Annotated in this window: 14 protein-coding genes and 2 pseudogenes; 9 read left to right on the forward strand and 7 right to left on the reverse strand. The window is 71.9% G+C overall.

Translation table 11 applies throughout. The features are described 5' to 3' along the window. Window positions 1-34: 34 nt before the first annotated feature. From ACWDRR_RS33765 to ACWDRR_RS33785, 5 genes and pseudogenes are all read right to left on the reverse strand, one after another. The gene (locus ACWDRR_RS33765; RefSeq protein ID WP_449776073.1) at window positions 35-274 is read right to left on the reverse strand and encodes a biotin/lipoyl-containing protein; all 240 of its coding nucleotides are present in this window, start codon (window positions 272-274) and stop codon (window positions 35-37) included. Window positions 275-843: 569 nt separating this feature from the next. After that, window positions 844-2,445, reverse strand: coding sequence for a hypothetical protein (locus ACWDRR_RS33770; RefSeq protein ID WP_449776074.1), 1,602 nt, complete (start codon window positions 2,443-2,445; stop codon window positions 844-846). Window positions 2,446-4,305: 1,860 nt separating this feature from the next. Then, window positions 4,306-5,244, reverse strand: coding sequence for an NADP-dependent oxidoreductase (locus tag ACWDRR_RS33775; protein ID WP_449776075.1), 939 nt, complete (start codon window positions 5,242-5,244; stop codon window positions 4,306-4,308). Between the two features lie 95 nt (window positions 5,245-5,339). Further along, window positions 5,340-5,483 (reverse strand): annotated as a pseudogene (locus tag ACWDRR_RS33780) (SRPBCC family protein); the annotation flags it as partial. Between the two features lie 345 nt (window positions 5,484-5,828). Continuing rightward, window positions 5,829-6,740: a helix-turn-helix transcriptional regulator gene (locus ACWDRR_RS33785; protein WP_449776076.1), complete on the reverse strand. Its 912-nt coding sequence runs from the start codon at window positions 6,738-6,740 to the stop codon at window positions 5,829-5,831. Window positions 6,741-6,911: 171 nt separating this feature from the next. Between ACWDRR_RS33785 and ACWDRR_RS33790 the strand changes: the two genes are divergently transcribed. After that, window positions 6,912-7,835, forward strand: a complete 924-nt coding sequence (locus tag ACWDRR_RS33790; protein WP_449776077.1) for an alpha/beta hydrolase — start codon at window positions 6,912-6,914, stop codon at window positions 7,833-7,835. A 371-nt stretch (window positions 7,836-8,206) separates the two neighbouring features. Here the strand turns inward: ACWDRR_RS33790 and ACWDRR_RS33795 are convergent, their stop codons facing one another. Beyond that, on the reverse strand, window positions 8,207-9,463 hold the full coding sequence (locus ACWDRR_RS33795) for a COG4705 family protein (protein WP_449776078.1): 1,257 nt from the start codon (window positions 9,461-9,463) through the stop codon (window positions 8,207-8,209). An 83-nt stretch (window positions 9,464-9,546) separates the two neighbouring features. On the opposite strand from ACWDRR_RS33795, the gene ACWDRR_RS33800 reads away from it, so the two are divergent. From ACWDRR_RS33800 to ACWDRR_RS33830, 7 genes and pseudogenes are all read left to right on the forward strand, one after another. Further along, window positions 9,547-10,215 (forward strand): response regulator transcription factor, encoded by a 669-nt coding sequence (locus ACWDRR_RS33800; protein WP_449776079.1) that lies wholly within the window; start codon window positions 9,547-9,549, stop codon window positions 10,213-10,215. After that, entirely contained in the window at window positions 10,212-11,555 is a 1,344-nt protein-coding gene (locus ACWDRR_RS33805) for a sensor histidine kinase (protein ID WP_449776080.1), read from the forward strand. Before ACWDRR_RS33800 ends, ACWDRR_RS33805 begins: the two co-directional genes overlap by 4 nt. A 356-nt stretch (window positions 11,556-11,911) precedes the next feature. Next, a complete protein-coding gene (locus ACWDRR_RS33810; protein WP_449776081.1) occupies window positions 11,912-12,559 on the forward strand; it encodes a DedA family protein in 648 nt (215 codons plus the stop codon). Continuing rightward, entirely contained in the window at window positions 12,556-13,173 is a 618-nt protein-coding gene (locus ACWDRR_RS33815) for a phosphatase PAP2 family protein (RefSeq protein ID WP_449776082.1), read from the forward strand. Before ACWDRR_RS33810 ends, ACWDRR_RS33815 begins: the two co-directional genes overlap by 4 nt. Next, on the forward strand, window positions 13,170-13,856 hold the full coding sequence (locus tag ACWDRR_RS33820) for a phosphatase PAP2 family protein (RefSeq protein WP_449776083.1): 687 nt from the start codon (window positions 13,170-13,172) through the stop codon (window positions 13,854-13,856). The genes ACWDRR_RS33815 and ACWDRR_RS33820 overlap by 4 nt, the downstream gene beginning before the upstream one ends. Window positions 13,857-13,939: 83 nt before the next feature. Then, a pseudogene (locus ACWDRR_RS33825) lies at window positions 13,940-14,077 on the forward strand (IS630 family transposase); the annotation flags it as partial. 68 nt (window positions 14,078-14,145) lie between these two features. Beyond that, window positions 14,146-15,174, forward strand: coding sequence for a hypothetical protein (locus ACWDRR_RS33830; RefSeq protein WP_449776084.1), 1,029 nt, complete (start codon window positions 14,146-14,148; stop codon window positions 15,172-15,174). 213 nt (window positions 15,175-15,387) lie between these two features. Here the strand turns inward: ACWDRR_RS33830 and ACWDRR_RS33835 are convergent, their stop codons facing one another. Beyond that, on the reverse strand, window positions 15,388-15,717 hold the full coding sequence (locus ACWDRR_RS33835; protein ID WP_449776085.1) for a hypothetical protein: 330 nt from the start codon (window positions 15,715-15,717) through the stop codon (window positions 15,388-15,390). A 402-nt stretch (window positions 15,718-16,119) separates the two neighbouring features. Here ACWDRR_RS33835 and ACWDRR_RS33840 point away from each other — a divergent pair, with 402 nt between their 5' ends. Beyond that, window positions 16,120-16,623 (forward strand): hypothetical protein, encoded by a 504-nt coding sequence (locus ACWDRR_RS33840; protein WP_449776086.1) that lies wholly within the window; start codon window positions 16,120-16,122, stop codon window positions 16,621-16,623. Window positions 16,624-16,662: the final 39 nt, after the last annotated feature.

Genomic DNA, 16,662 nt, shown 5'->3' on the forward strand with positions numbered 1-16,662 from the left:
GACGGGCGATTCGGTCCGCCTTGCTGCGGGGCGGTCAGAGCTCGATGGTCGCGATGACCTGCTGCGAGGTGACAAGTGAGCCATCGTTCACCAGGACCGTTTGCAGAGTGCCGTCCTTACCCGCAGGCACGTCAAAGACAATATCGGTGGTCTCGATCTGGACAATGATGTCGTCGTGCTTGACTCCCTCACCGACCTTGTAGATCCACTTCAAGAGGGTGGCGTCCCCTTGAGACTCGGGGAATTCGGGCGCCAGCACATTGATGGTCGACACATGACCTCCAGGGGTGAAAGGCGGCCTCGCGCGAGTCGCGCGACAGGGCCGATGAACCTGAGCAGCCGTCAGTCGGCGCCCTGATGCTATCTCGCCGTGGATCCGACCCCTGAGGCACCCGTCCCGGAACCAGCGGGCACATCCTTGCCCTGCCGCGGTCCGGTCCAGCCCTTCGCCACGTCTAAAGGTCGGGCCCTGGCTGCGACTTGTCAGGGAGGCAACCCGGGCCCGCGACCACAAGCTACCGCGCCCCTACCCCTGCCCCTACAGACGCTCCGCCCACACCCATCGGTTTCGTCCCTTCCTCGACCCCCCACGGGTCGGGCCCGCAGAGGTGGGTCCGCGGGGGAGGACGAAGCTGAGGATCGGAAGGGGCGTGTTCCGGTCGGCGGTCGTGGTGTTCGGGCGGGGGTGCCGACGGCGTCGTGTTGCTTCCGGAGTGGGTGCTGGGTTCGTGCGGGTGGGTCGCGGGGGCGCGGTGGTGGTCTGCTTGGGGGTTTTCGGGGGCGGGGTGTCGGGGTGTTGGGGGCGGGGTGTCGGGTGGTGGTGCCGCCCCCGACGGGTTGGTGTCAGTCGCGGACCCAGAACTCGATGGACATGGGAGGGACGGTGAGCTCCAGGGTCGGGCCGCTCTTGCCGTAGGTGCCGTTCGTGTTGGTGATGCCTTGCTGGTTGGTGGTGGGTCCGTAGCGGTAGCCGCGGAAGGTGGCGGAGGTTCCGGTGTCGATGGTGTAGGTGTAGGGCGTGGCGGAGCGGTTGGTGATGGCGATGACGGGTTTGCCGCCGGGGGTCTTCCAGGCCATGATGCGCTGGTTGGGGTTGAACCTGGCATTCTGCAGCGGGTTGAGGACGCCGTCGCTCGGGTGGGGTTCGTCGACGTGGTAGCGCACGGAGTCCCAGGGCATGAACTTGACGAAGCCGGCGACGGCGTTCCAGTTGCGGGGGTTCCACGTCCAGTGGCCGACCGGGAGGTCGGGGAAGTGGTTGGGACCGAAGTCGGTGTCGTGCGGGGGGCGCCAGAACCCGAGGGAGTAGCCCTTGGATTCGGCGTTGGTGGTGGGTTTGAGGGCGTGCAGCCACCACCAGGTGGGGGAGTTCTGGAAGGTCATCCAGTTCATGATCGACTGGGCGGTGTTGAGGGTGTTCTCACCGGCGTTCGCCGTGACTTGGCTCGACTGGTACTCGAACTCGTTGTTGAAGACGGGCTTGACGGCGGCGGTGCCGACGACGGCGGGGTCGGGGATGTAGTTGGTGGTGATCTGGTCGTTGCTGTCGTGCCCGATGCGGTGGTAGGTCCAGGCGTCGATGTGGTTCAGGGCGTCGGTGGAGCCCCTGAGGGCTTGACCCCACTGTTGTTCCCAGCCCTCGTGGCTCGTGGCGTGGATCTTCACATCGGGGTACGCGGCCTTGATCTTGGGGGCGATGGCGTTGAAGGCCTGCAGGTATTCGTTGCCGGAGTACACGCAGCCGCCGTACGAGGCGTCCAGGTAGGGCTCGTTCTGCAGTCCCCACCAGGAGATTCTCAGCCGCGGGTTCTCCGGGGGGCCGGTCAGGTAGTTGAGGTCGGCGACCATGGCGTCGCCCAGCTGGCTGAGGAAGGCGGGTTCGAAGGACGCGAGCCTGCTTGCAAGCGTTGGGTTCCCGTAGTTGGGATTCCCGAGCAGGTTGTTGGACTTCCAGCCGGGTGCCGGGGACCAGTACTCGACACCGAGGCCTTCGATGCCTGCTTCGCGGACCATCTCGGCGAGCAGGTCGGTCTGGCCCGGGTAGCGGTCGATGAAGCGCTTGCGGTCGGGGGTGAGGCCGCGGTGGTAGAGGCCGAGTGCGAGGCGGCAGTAGCGGAAGCCGCGGTCGGAGCGGCCTCCCTTGAGCATCTGGCTGTAGAAGCGGGCTCGCTCGCTCGGGGTGAGGTCGTAGGGCACGGCGCTGACCAGGTTGCTGGTGCCGGCGTTGCCGGAGTTGATGGAGTCGGACTGGATCTCGAAGCCGAGGCCGAGGATGGTCTGCTTCTTCGCCGAGTCGAGGTCGAAGCGAATGGTGTAGTTGCCGGCCGTGGCGGCCGCGGCGCTGGAGAGGTTGAGCAGCGGGGAGACGGCCGCTGCGGCGCCGGCGACGGCCGCGCCGCGCAGGATGGAGCGGCGGCTGATGCCTTGCGGCTCGGGTCTGGACATGTTCTTCCTCCGTGGGGGACGGGTGTGTGGGCGGGGGTGAAGGTGGTCGGTGCCGGCTGAGGGGGTGCGGCCGGTTTCGGGAGGTGTTCTGGCGCTCCGGGCAGGCGACCGGTTGGCCGGTGCGGTGCCCGGTGGCGGCAGCGTGGGGTTGCCCGGCGGGTGGATGCCGTCCCGCTCGGTGCTTCGCGATGTCGGACCGTGGGGGGCGGATCGGGGTCCGTACCGCGGGGATTCGGGGCTCGACGGTGGCCGGGCCGGCGGGTTCCGGAGCCTGCCGCTGGAACGGTCAGGCCTGGGCGGCGAGTGTGGAAGCGGCTGTCAGGGAGATGGCGGTGAGTCTGGGAGCGGTGGTGCCACGGCGTGGGTCTCCTTGTGCGACGGACTGCGGCCGACGGCCGTCCCGGTACGTGCGGGGCGGGGAGGGGCCGGTTGCGATCCAGCTCCGAAGCGGTGCGGTGTTGAAACGTCGGTGCAACTGCCGGAACCGTGGACGCAACATATGCGATATACGAAATGAGCGCCAGGGGTGTTGCCATTTCATTTCCCGGTGAAACCGGATCTCCGCCGACAGCGTCGGCCTTCGCTGCATTCCGGTCGGTTCTGACGGGCCGTCACGCACTCCGCTCCGGGGAAGGGGGCGCCTTTCGGGCCTCCGTCGCTTGACCCTGCCGACCCTGCCGACCGTGCCGACCGCCCGGACGGTCGTGCCGCCGGCCCCGGGGAGTCGGCCGCCGACGCCGCCCACGCGTGAGGATAGTCGTGTCGTGTAATGCCGTCGGCGGTACCCTCCGGGGCCATGGGCTGGTCGGGGGCGTAGAGGCCGGCCGACTCGGGACGTCCCGACCCTGCGCCCGGGCCGGGCCGTCCTTTGTGGGTGCGGGAGCGGGCAGCACCCCTTTCGGGGAGGGCCCAAGACCGCCGTCGGAACCCCCACAGGGGCGTGGGACGGTGCCCCCGGTCCGGCCGTGCTCAGCGCAGGATCACGTGAACGTATCCGGCGACGCCCCCGGCATCTCCGACGCCTTCGCCACAACCCCCCGGCAACTAGGCTCGCGAACAGGGCCGGGTTCAGGTGGGCGGGCGGGTGAGGTCAGCGCGGGTGGTGGAGAGCTTGGCCAGGACGGTGACGGCTGGGAGCCCGACTGGGGCGAGGACCCCCACGACGGCCTGCGCTACACGGCACCGTCGCTGCGTCATTGGCTGTGGACCTGGGCGGACGGAGGCGACGTCTGGGACGAAGCACTCGACATCGCGCGGTAGCCGTGACAATGACCTGGTGCCCCGTCCGGAGTCGCCCGTCGACCAGATCGTCGACCTCGCGGCCCGGGCGGCTGTGGCTACAACGGCGGTGAGCCCGACGGCCTCTACGTCACGGTGCGCATCGAGCCCTGACCGGCCGGCTCCTGTCCGGTACGGCGCTGGAACCCCTCGATCTCCCTGGCCTGGCAGTGACCCCGTTCTGCCCTGCCGCCGGGCCGGTCCGCCGTCGACCACAACGGCGTTGTGGTCGACGGCGGACCGGGTGGCCGAGCGCGGCGCTCCGCCACCGCACCCTGGCCAGCGCCCGGATGCGCTGGACCGTTCTTCGCCGCCGCCTGTACTGCGCCGTCGGACCGTCGCCGGGCAGGCCGGACCGTGGACGGTCCGGCCTGCCCGGTTGCCCCCCGGTGGGACTGGCTGGCGGCCGTGCGCGACGCGCATCCTGCCGACTCGGCCCGCACCAAGTGTTGCGGCCTACCCGCCTGCGGGCGGTAGCCGATGTCACCCGATCACCATCACCCCCTGGAGCAGGGACCGGCCGCCCCGCTACCGGCGCCGGGGCGGCCACCTTCCCGACCTGGAGGATCCAGGACGTCGGGGCTACGGTACGAGGACGATCTTGCCTTGCACCCGGCCGGTCTCACTGAGCTCGTGGGCCTTCGCGGCCTCGGTGAGCGGGAGAGTCGCCGCGATCGTGGGACGCACGCCGTGGGTGTCGACGAGTTCGGCGAAAGCGGTGAGCACCGCGGGGGTGGGTTCCAGGAAGAACTCCACGAAACGGATGCCGAGTTCCGCGGCGCGGGCCGTCACCTCGGTGCGGTCCACGCCGACACCGACGACGTCGACCAGGATGCCGCCCGGCCTGAGGGTGAGCAGGGAACGCGGGCCGTAGTCGTTGCTGATCGTGTCCAGCACCGCGTCGATGTCGCGCAGCGCCGAGAAGTCCTCCACCCTGTAGTCGATCAGCTCGTCGGCGCCGAGTCCGCGCAGATAGTCGTGCTTGGCGGCGCTGGCCGTGCCGATGACGTACGCACCGCGGGCCTTGGCGATCTGCACGGCGAGGTGGCCGACGCCGCCGGCCGCGCCGTGGATCAGCACCCGCTGGCCGGGCTGGACATCGGAGAGAGTGATCAGGGCCTGGTAGGCGGTGAAGCCGGAGATCGGCAGCGCCGCGGAACCGACGTGGTCGAGGGTGCGCGGCCTGGGCGCGATCCGGTCCTCGGTCACCACCACGTGATCGGCGTGGCTGCCCCGCGGCGGGACGGTCCAGCCGTAAACCTCCTCGCCCACCGCGAAGCGGGTCGCGCCCTCGCCGATACCCTCAACCGTCCCGCTGAACTCGTGGCCCAGCACGAACGGCGGCGGCCCGAAGAAGTCCACCTTGCCGATCCGGACCTTCCAGTCCGCAGGGTTCATACCGGTGGCCCGTACACGCACAAGGACCTCGCCGGGACCCGGCGAGGGAAGGGGTATCTCGGCGAGTTCCAGCACGTCGGAACCCCCGATGGCCTGCTGTGTGATCACCCGTGTCATCGTCATGCAGACCATTCTGCGCCTGATGATCATGAAAGAGAAGCAGTTCCGCATCCGACCTGCCACGAACGACACCGCCCGGCACGGCGATGTCCTCGCGCGACCGCGGTCGGGCCGTCCGGAGTCTTCGCGATCTCCAGGCCCCGGGGACTGAACTCAGGGTCGTGGCGACCGTCGGCGAGACAGCCGAGGACCTCCCCCGCAGGGCGGTCCACCTCGACACTCGTCTCGAACAGTCCAGACATGTCGGCTCCTCGCCGTGTACCGGCAAGCGCCTCATTGCCGGGATTCCGGAGAGTCCTGCGCCCGCGCGTCCCGGCTGCCGGGAACACGGTGCCGATCACCCCGGGTCGCGACGCGGATTCCCAGCTGACGCCGTCACCGATGTGGGTGGTCCCGGCCGTCGGTGCCGGCGCGGCCGCCCGCGGGTCCTCGAAGCTCTGCTCCGCCAGTTCCGGAGTCCCGAACACGGCGGTCGACACCGCCACCAGCCCGTTCGGCGCGTTGAACTGCCATCGGTACCGGCCACCCGGCTCGAGTCCGGCCCTGACCGGGCCCCCGCGGTTCCGCACAGGCTCCGTGCGTGAACGTCATCCGCGTGGAGAGGGCACCCACTGGAGGAGGAACCTCAGCCTCTCGTGGGCCGGCGAGCCGGGAGGTGCGGTGTAGGCGATCAGTTGCTGGTCGGGCCGGGTGTCGACGGTGAACTGCTGGACGTCGAGGGTCAGCGGACCGGCCAGCGGGTGGACGTAGGTCTTGGTGAGCGGCCGGGGGCCGCGGACCCGGTGGCCGGTCCACCACGCCCGGAAGTCCGCGTCATGCGTCATCAACTCACTGATCAGAGCGGCGAGATCAGGGTCTTCGGGGTGGCGCCCGGCCTCCATGCGCAGCGTGGCGACGCAGTCGCGCGCCGCACGGGGCCAGTCCGCGTACAGCGCACGGTAGGCGTCGTCGAGGAAGGTGAGGCGGATCAGGTTGCGCTCCCCGTGGGCGAGGGCGCCGAAGTCGGTGAGCAGGACGGTGGCCGCGTGGTTCCAGGCCAGGACGTCCAGCCGACGGTTGAGGACCATGGCGGGGACGTCGTGCATGGTCGCCAGGAGCTGCCGCAGCTGCGGGTCCACGGCGTGGCGCCCGGACGGCGGGGCGACGGCGGGGGTCGGGGCGCGGTCGGCCGGGACCGCGTCGGCCAGGGCGAACAGGTAGGCGCGTTCGTCCGGTGCCAGGCGGAGCGCGTCGGCGAGCGCGTCGAGGACCGACCGGGAGACGCGCCGGGTGCGTCCCTGTTCCAGGCGGACGACGTAGTCGACGCTCACATGGGCGAGCTGTGCCAGCTCCTCTCGGCGCAGGCCCGGCACCCGGCGCGGCCGCCCGTCGTCGGGGAAGCCGGCGCCACGGGGGTCGAGGGCGGCACGGCGGGCGCGCAGGTAGTCGCCCAGCGCGCTGTCGTGGGAGGTCCGGCCGTGGAAGGTCCGGTCGGGGGAGGTCCGGTCGCGGGCGGTCATGGTTCCAGTGTCGCCACCGCCGCGGTCCCGTGCCTGGTACCGGCGTGCATAGGCAGCGTCCTCCCTGGCACCCCGCACACCCCCGCGCCACGGTGGAGGAGCGGCCACCGAAGAAGGCCCCGCAGCCGGCCCCCTCGGCCGGACCCGCCCGTCGCACCACCGGAGCAGACCGTGATCACCGATGTGACCTTCCCCAGCGCCGGCCTGAACCTCGCCGGCCACCTGTACACCCCTGACGACGGCGGCACGGGCGGCCCCCGTCCGGCGATCGTCGTCGGCCACCCCGGCGGCGGGGTGAAGGAGCAGGCCGCCGGACTGTACGCCCGGCTCCTGGCCGAGCGCGGCTTCGTCACCCTCGCCTTCGACGCCGCGTTCCAGGGCGCGAGCGAGGGCGAGCCGCGCGGCCTGGAGGACCCGGCGCAGCGGGTCGAGGACCTCAAGGCCGCCGTCTCCTTCCTCACCACCCGCGCCGAGCCCGACCCCGACCGGATCGGGGTGCTGGGCATCTGCGCCTCCGGCGGCTACGCCCTGGCCGGCGCCTCGACCGACCACCGGGTCCGGGCCGTCGCCACCGTCAGCGCCACCGACATGGCCCGTCAGTTCCGCGACGGCGCCGACGGCGCCCAGGACCCGGCCGTCTTCCGGGCCATGCTCGAAGCCGCCGCCACGGCCCGTTCCGCCGAGGCCCGGGACGGGGGCGTCCGGACCTTCCCGATCTTCCCGGCGACCGAGGCGGAGGCGCGCCGCGGAGGCCCGCATGTCCATGACGGCTGGGAGTACTACTGCACACCCCGTGCCGAACACCCCCGCGCAGCGAAGGAGTTGACCTGGTCCAGTGTCGACCGCATCGCCGCCTTCGACGCCTTCGCCGCCCTCCCCCTGCTCGCCCCGCGCCCGCTGCTCATGGTCGCCGGACGCGAGGCGGTGACCGCCTGGATGAGCGTACGGGCGTTCCAGCGCTCGACCGGACCCAAGGAACTGCACTGGATCGACGGCGCCGCCCATGTCGACCTCTACGACAAGGAGCAGTACGTCACCCCCACTGTCGCGAAACTGGCCGACTTCTTCGGCACCCGTCTGGCCGCTGCGGGATAGCCGCGACGCGGGCCCCTGGTGATATACCGCGTCGGCGACGACGGCGGCGCCACCCACTACAGCTTCCTTCGGGACCGGAACGCCGACCAGTGGTCCCGCTGGAGCAGGATCCCCGGCGGCCTGCGACTCCCCGGCAGGGTCTCGGCGACCTACAGTACCCACGGCAGCCAGCCGGCAACCGAGTCAACGGCTGGCTCTGCACCCAGCAGACGGACCTCCGGCCCGGCCGGCCACGGTGATCACCCACCGGATTCTGGCCGGAACCGCCCTGTTCACCATGACAGCAGCGCCCGAGCGGAGGGCGGTACCCGATCATCCGGTGCCGTCCTCCGCCGTGCTCGGGCGGGGCGTCGACGCACTCCTGTGGCCGGTCAGCCGAGGGAGGTGAGGAGGGTGGTGAGCGCCTTGACCTCGGTGGTCTTGTCCGGCTTCGAGGTGCGAAGGGCTCCGAGGACCTGGTCGATCTGCCCGTCGAGGACGGTCCAGGCCTGCCCGTTCTTCGGCTGCAAGGTCGGCTGGTCGTCGTCCCAGGCCTTCTCCAGGTCGCCGATCCGGGTGGTCGCGCCGGCCTGGTCACCGGCGTTCAGCTTGGCCAGGGTTTCGGTCGTGACGGTTCGGAACTTCGCCACCTCGGCGGCGGGGAACAAGGTGGTCGCCTGCTCGGGGGTGAGCGGGGCGGACGCCGCGCCCGCGGTGTCGCCTTCCTCACCGGCCATGGCGGCGTGCGGCAGCTGGTGCGCCCGGATGAGGAGCGCCGCGGTGGCGATCGCCACGACGGCGTAGTAGCCGAGCATGACCCGCTCACGCGTCGGGTTCCCCGCACCTACGGTGTGGGTCCGGCCGTCGGCCTCGATCACATCACTGCGGCTGCGGGTGAGGTGGACGACCGTCGCGAGGATCGCGGCCAGGAAGACCACGCTGGTCACCGCGGTCCCCAGGCCCAGGCCGCCGTCGCCGCCGGGCGAAGCGAACCAGTCACCGAGGTTCGCGCCCAGCGGGCGGGTGAGGATGTAGGCCAGCCAGAACGAGAGCACCGTGCCGGCGCCCAGGCTCCGCCCGAGCACGATCGAGGCGATCAGGCCGAGCGGCAGGAGTACCGCGATGCCGGGGGCCCAGCCCGTGAGCTCCAGGGTCCAGTCGCCGGTCGCGGTGCCGAGCGCGAAGGTGACCAGGATCGCGAGCCAGTAGAACAACTCACGGGGACGCGTGACGATGCTGTGAATCGACAGGGTCCGCTCACGGGCGAACCAGATCCCGAACACGGCGGCAAGAACGACGGCGAACACGCTGCTGCTCACCGCGAGGGGAACATCCTGGCTGTCGGTGAGGATGTCGGTGTAGAGGGTGCCGGTCACGCTCAGCACCACGACGGTGAGCCAGTAGACGAACGGAACGTAGCGAGGGGTGCGTAGCTGCCAGGCCAGGGCGGCGGCCAGTACGGCGGTGAAGATCAGTGAGGTGTTGATCAGTCCGACGCCGAGGGTCATGTTGATCCAGTCGGCGAAGCTCTCTCCGACCGTGGTGCACAGGATCTTGATGACCCAGAACCAGACCGTGACCTCGGGAACCTTGTTCAGCAGCCCTTGGACGTCGGGAGTGGCCGAGCGTCGCTCCGTATTGGTAGCCATGCGTGCGAGGCTCGCACGGCGAACCTGAACGCTACCTGAGCACCGGTCCTGGGTGGTGCGCCGGCTGGGCGATACTGGCCCGCATGACTGCCCACCGGGTGCTGGTCGTCGAGGACGACCACGGACTTCGCGACGTGCTCGCCCGAGGCCTGCGCGAGGAGCACTTCGAGGTGCTCACCGCCGCCGACGGGGCGGGCGCGCTGCGCGCGCTCGACGACCGGGTGGACGCCGTCGTCCTGGATGTCGGCCTGCCCGACTCCGACGGGCGTGACGTCTGCCATGCCATGCGGGCGGCGGGCTTCGACGCGCCGGTGCTCTTCCTCACCGCGCACGACGCGCTGCCCGACCGGCTGTCCGGGTTCTCCGCCGGCGGCGACGACTACCTCGCCAAGCCCGTCCACCTGGCCGAGCTCGCTGCCCGGGTGCGCGCGGCGATCCGCCGCAACGGGCGCGAACCCGGCGTGGAGGTCGACGGCCTGAGCCTGGACCCCGTCGCTCACGTGCTGCGGTCCCCGGCCGCCGACCCGGTGGCCCTCACCCCGACCGAGTTCCGGCTGCTGGCCTCCCTGATGTCCACCCCCGGCGCAGCCGTCCGCCGACTGGCCCTGGTGCGCGCCGGATGGCCCGAGGGCGCCCGGGTCAGCGACAACACCCTCGACCAGTACCTGCTGCGGCTGCGCCGCAAGCTGCGCGAGGCGGGCAGCGAACGGAGCATCCTGACCGTGCGCGGCGTCGGATACCGCCTCGCATGAGAACCGGTCGATCCCCCGCCACGCTGCGCGGCCGCCTCGCCCTCCTCGCGGTGGCCGCCACCGCCGTCTGGGTCGCCGTGCTCACCGCCGCCTTCAACATCGAGCTCGGGGCGCGCCTGCGCCACCAGGCCGACGAGCTGGTGCGCACCCGCGCGACGGCGGTGGCCGCGACCATGGAGGCCCAGCCCGACGGGCGGATCGTCGAGCACGAGCCCGCCGACGACACGGCCCTCGACGTCGGAATATGGATCTACCACGGCACCACGGCCGTCCAACGCCCCAACGCCCCGGACGCGCTCCAGGACCGCGCGGACCGGCTCGCCGGCACCGGAGAGTCCTCCACCGACACCTCCGAGCCCCACGCCTTCCGCCTGTACGCCCTGCCGATCATGGCGGGTGACCGGCAGGCGGGCACGGTCGTGGCCTCGGCCGGTCTGGACGCCTACCGCTCCACCGCCCGCTCGGTCCTGGCCGGCTCCATCGGCCTCGGCGTCCTGCTGCTCACCGGTGTCTACCTCGTCACCCGTACCGTCGTCGGCCGGGCACTTCGACCGGTGGACGAGATGAGCGACCGCGCCGCCCGGTGGAGCGAGCACGGCACCGCCCAGCGGTTCGGCACCGACAGCCACCTCGCCGAACTCGCGGGCCTCGCCGGCAACCTCAACCAGCTCCTCGACCGGCAGGCCGCCGTACTTCGCCACGAACAACGGTTCACCGCCGAACTCTCCCACGAACTGCGCACCCCCCTGGCCCGGATCACAGCCGAGGCCGACTGGCTCACAGCCCGCCCACGCAGCCCCTACGACCAGCGCACCTCCCACGAGGCCATCGCCGCCGCCGCGGCCCGGATGCAGCAGATCTGCGAGACGCTGCTCTCCGAAGCCCGCACCCGCGATCACCGGATACCCGGCCGGAGCACCGTGGCCGACGTGGCCCGCGCACTGTCCGAGCGCAGCTCCCGGGAACACCCCGAGGCCCCGCCCGTCACCGTGGTCGGCGACGGCGCAACCGCCGGCGTCTCCGCCGCGCTCATGGAGCGCATCCTGGTGCCGCTGCTCGACAACGCCCGCCGCTACGCGGCGGGCCGGATCACCGTGGAGTGCGAGCGGGAACCGGGCCGGGTCCTGGTGACGGTGGCCGACGACGGCTGCGGCGTCCCCGAGAGCGCAGGCGCGGCCGTGTTCGAGGCGGGCCGCCGCGCCCACCCCAGCGACGGCCACGACGGCGCCGGTCTGGGCCTCCCGCTGGCCCGCCGCCTCGCCCGCTCCGCCGGTGGCGACATCGTCCTCGCGCCCTCGTCGGAGGGCGCGAGATTCGTGGTGTCGCTTCCCGCAGGCTGACCGGCGGGAAGCGCCGCAGGCTCGGCCTTCGGCCGGAGGAGCTCAGCCGGTGCCGCGGCCTGCGCACCGGGTGGGTCCACCCCGGCGCACCCCGTATCCACCGCACCCTGATCATCAGCCTGGTCACCGCAGGTGTCCCCGCTCCGAACGCCGGCACGGTCCACTGAGAGACCCCTCCGGGCGGGGGCTCGCGCGAGCGGTTCCTGAAGACACCTTCAGGTCTTCAGGAACCCTTCAGCGCCGCTCGGCCATGCTGGACACGACTGTCCGGACACGACGCCGGCCACCGCGGGGAGGACCTCCCGCGACCGGGCCGGGCGCCGTCGGCGGGTAGCCCCACTCGGAAAGGCGCCACGATGCTCACCTCCTCGGCCCTGCTGGCCGTCAACCCGCTGGACGCGGGCTCACTGCTGGCCGCGTTCGGCGCACTGGGCATCGCCGTGATCATGTTCGCGGAGACCGGCCTGCTGGTCGGCTTCTTCCTCCCCGGCGACTCGCTGCTGTTCACCGCGGGCCTGCTCTGCACCACCAGCGCACACAGCGGCCCCCACCTGAACCTCGGCCAGGTCCTCGCCGCCGCCGCGGTCGGCGCCCTCGCCGGCGCCCAGGTGGGCTTCCTGATCGGCCGCCGCGGCGGCCGCGCCCTGCTCGCCCGCTCCCGCAGCAAGCACCTGCACGACGGCGCGGTGCGGGCCGAGGAGATCCTCACCCGGTACGGCCACGGCAAGGCCGTCGTCCTCGCCCGCTTCGTCCCCGTGGTGCGCACCGTCCTCAACCCGCTGGCCGGCGCGCTCGGCGTCGACGCCCGCACCTTCACCCTGTGGCAGGTCGTCGGCGGCCTGGTGTGGACGGTCGGTCTCGTCATGGCCGGCTACGCACTCGGCTCCTCCGTCCCCAACGTCGACCACTACCTGCTGCCGATCGTCGCCGTGGTGGTCGTGGTGTCGCTGCTGCCGCTGGTGCTGGAAGTGCTGCGCTCCCGCCGTCAGGCCAAGGCCCAGTGAGGGGCCCCGCGAGCGAGCTCGCCCTCGACGGCCGCGGAATCGACGGCGGCCTGTACCGGCGCATCGACGAGTGGGCCCAGCACCTGCCCGCCCCCGTCCAGCACGCCGTCGCCGCGTTCTCCGCCTACGGCCTGGCCCTGGTCGCCGTGCTGATGCTCCTCGCCTGGTGGCGCGCCCGCCGAGCGGACGGCGCGACGCTGGCCCGGGCGGTGGCCGCACCGCTGGTCGTCGTCGCCGCCTTCACCGCCGACACGCTCCTCAAGTCCGTCCTGCGCGAGCCCCGCCCGTGCCAGGTGCTGGACGCCGGACGCACCCTCGAAACCTGCCCCGCCGCCGGCGACTGGTCGCTGCCCAGCAACCACACCGTCATCGCCTTCGCCGCCGCGGCCGTGCTGTGGCAGGTCGACCGCCGCCTCGCCACGCCCGCCCTGCTCCTCGCGATCGCGATGGGCGCGTCCCGCGTGCTGGTCGGCGTCCACTACCCGCACGACGTCGCCCTCGGCGCCGCGGTCGGCACCGCCACCGGGTACGGCCTCGGCCGGCTCGCCGGCCGCGGCGCACCCCTGGTCGAACGGGCCCGCGAAGGGAGGCTGCGCCGATGGCTGACCGCATGACCACACGTCGGACGGCGCCCTGGATCGCGGTCTGCGTCGTGGCGTTCGCCAGCATCGCCATGGTCCTCGCCTCGAACGAATGGGCTCCCCTGGGGTTCGAGCGGGCGAGTGTCGACTGGGCCGTCGCCCACCGGCCGTCCGCCGCCGTCACCACCGCCGACGCCGTCACCTCCCTCGGCACCGGCGTCTTCCCGTACCTGGTCGCCCTCGCCGCCGGCGTCGTCCTCGCCCGCGCCTACCGACCACACAGCTCCGGCCGGGCGGCAGCCACCCTGCTGCTCGCACCCGTGCTGTGGCTGGTCGCAGGCCAACTGCTGCGTCAAGGCCTGATGCACGCCTTCGGGCGGCCCCGCCCGCCCGCCTCGGCATGGGCGTTCACGCCCTACGGGTTCGCCTTTCCCTCCGGCCATGCCTTCACCGCCGCGGTCTGCGCCGGGCTGCTCGCCCTCGCCGTCGCCCGCACCCGCCCCGGGGCCCGCCGGGCCGCCGCAGCGCTCGCTATCGCCTTCGCCGCTGTCATCGGCGCCACCCGTGTCTACCTCGGCGTCCACTGGCCGCTCGACGTCCTGGGCGGGTGGCTGCTCGCCACCGCCTGGCTGCTCCTCGGCTCGGCGCTCCTCCGGACACCGGAGCGCCCCACGCCCGAGGAAGCGCCGACGGACGAAGCGACGACATCGATGTAGAGACATGACTGACCTTGGCGCTTCAGGGTGATTGGCCTGTTTGCGCAGCTGACCGGCGGTCATCTGCGCGCTCTGCCGTTGGTATGCGCTGTGCGGATGGGGGCGGTTTGGCGGCGAAGGCGCGTCAGTACCGCAAGTCGGTGCGGCCGGAGGCAGCCGTGTTGTTCGCTGACGGGGTCCCGCCGAGGGAGGTGGCCCGCAGGCTGCGGGTGAGCGCGAAATAGACCTACAGGTGGCTCGCGGCCCAGCCGACCGACCCCGACGCCCTGTTGAAGCCGTCTTCGCGACGGTGAGCGGCGATCGGGACCACGACCAGCAGGCGTTCAACGAGATCGGCTCCATCATCCGCGAGCAGCTCGTCCCCTCCGGCCTCGCCGCCTCGCGCTACGAGGCCGTCGGCATGATCCCGGGCGTCGTGGTGGTCGAGCACGCGCAGGACGCCTCCGGCCGCGACGGTATCGCCTTGGCGCGGCTCGACCCCCGGACCGGCGAACGGTCGGAGTGGAGCCTCGACCGGGAGAGCCACCAGGACCTCGGCAGCCGCGGTGTGCAGGTCAAGGAGTTCAACGGCGTCAAGCCCGGCACCGTGGTGGAGCGTACGACGATCGTGACCCGGGCGATCGTCGACGCGAAGAATCAGCGACCGGGTGCCGGGCAGCCACGGTCTGACGATCCCGCACCGGACGGCCCGAGGGTCACCCGTACGGGCGGTGCCCCGTCGTGCCCCGTCGTGTCCCGCTCCGGTGACGCGGCGGGGCACCGATGCTGGCCCTGGCACGGCCCGAGCGGGCCTGCCGCCGGCCCCGGTCCGTGGTCCGGCGGGTACCGAACGAAATGGGTGAGCGTGATGTCCCGACTGCTGCTGTCCAGGGCCCTGCGGGCGGCGTGCGCGGCGGTGCTGCTGGGCGCCGGACCGGCGGCCGCCGACGCGTGCGCGGCCGGCGCGGACCTCGTGGTCTCGGCCGCCGACCCCGCCCCGGTGGCCGACGGCGGCTCCACCCTGCTGCACCCGGTGGTGACCAACGCCGGCGACACCGCCACCGCCGTACCGTTCACGCTGTACGTGCACCTGCCGCCGGGGGTGGTGGGCACCGGGAAGTCCTCCGGCGCGACCTGTTCCACGCTGCCCTTCGGCCACACCGTCGCCTGCGTCGTCCCGGCCGGCCTGGCGCCGGGTGCCTCGGTCACCGCCGAGGTGCGGATCTCGGTCGCCTCCGGCATGGACCCCGAGGTACTGGACGGCACCGTCGAGGCCGAGCTCCCGGACGACCCGACGCCGGGCAACAACAGCCGCACGTTCAAGATCACCATCACCTGACCCCTCTCCTCGCGCGCCGCACCACCTCGGAGCACCAGCCCACCCGACGTTCAGCGCCCGTCCTGCACAGGACAGATGGCCGAAAACGGCACACTCCGCAAGGTCGAAGACAAGGCAAACCGGATCAAAACGCTCAAGAGAGCCATGTACGGCCGGACGTCATTCCAGCTTCTCCGCACCCGGATCCTCGTCCAGGCGTGACTCGTCCCGCCGTCAGCAGTGCTCTTCCAGATAGAGCATGCGGCGGTCGGCGTCCGCCCGGAACTCGTGCGCGAGGTAGCGTCCTGCCGTCCGGCTTCCGCCGGGCCCCTTGCCGTCGTCCTTGACCTTGTCCCAGAGCATCGGGCGCTCGTCCTCCGCGACGAGTCGGGGGCGAGTCCCGCCGCTCTCTCCGAGTACGACGATCGAGGCGCGGTCCTTCATCAACCGACGCACAGCCCGAAGATCGACTCGCTTCTTCCGGAGCTGCCACGCGGTACCGGCGTCGTCCAGCAGCTCCAGGGGTGCTTCGAGCCGATCCGGGTTCATGGGGAAGACCTGCATAGGGGAAGTATTCGACATCGCGACGCGTGAGGTCATCCCGGTTTTCCGGAACTCCGGGCAGGTCTGATTTCAGGGATGCCTGGGCGCCCTCGTACCCCGCGAGCCCGGCCACCCGACGCGAGAGCCGGCCGGTGAACTCGTCCAGCCCCTTCCGCGCGCCGGCGACCCGCTTCTCGGCGGGAACACCTGCCGGCCGACGTCGCGCACGCCGGGGGCCTTGTCGAGACCAGGCGGTCACCGGCGACCCCGTCCACCCCTCCCCCGGTACTCCCTTCCGGGGAATCCCGCGCCGACGACGGAATACGGCAGACGCAACCGGGAAGAGAGCCGCATGTCCACCGGGGCACGGATCCACCACTCGGGCTCCCGCACACCACCACACCAGGCATCGGGAACATGATCATGATGAAGAACATCGACCGCAGGAACGCCCTGCGCATGGCATCCGCAGCGGCCGTCGGGGCCGGGGCAGCCATCGGCACGACCGGAACCGCCCACGCGGCCCGGCGGGCCACGAACGTGCACCTGACCGGCAAACGGGCCGCGGCCGACATCCCGAGCGTCCTCACCGCCGGCACACCGTACTTCGTCCACTACGAGCTCCGGGACGCCGCCGGTCAGCCGGCCGGTACCGAGAGCGCGAACAGCATGCCCGTCACCGTCGGCCTGGACAAGGCCCTCGTCCTCGCCACCGTCGTGCTGCGCCTGACCGACGGGACGCTGTCCGCCACCGGCGCCTTCGAACGGCCGCTGCCGGCGGTGACCGAGGTGCTGGTGGGCTACCAGCCGTGGTCCCACACGTTCGCGGTCACCGGCGGGACGGGCGCCTACAACGGCGCGTCCGGCGAACTCACCATCGAACACCTCACCAGGGACGACTCCGTCCTCACCGCCAACCTGAACTGAACCGAGGCGCGAACCGGAGCCGACGGCCGGGCGGTCCCA

Source organism: Kitasatospora sp. NPDC003701, assembly GCF_053587085.1.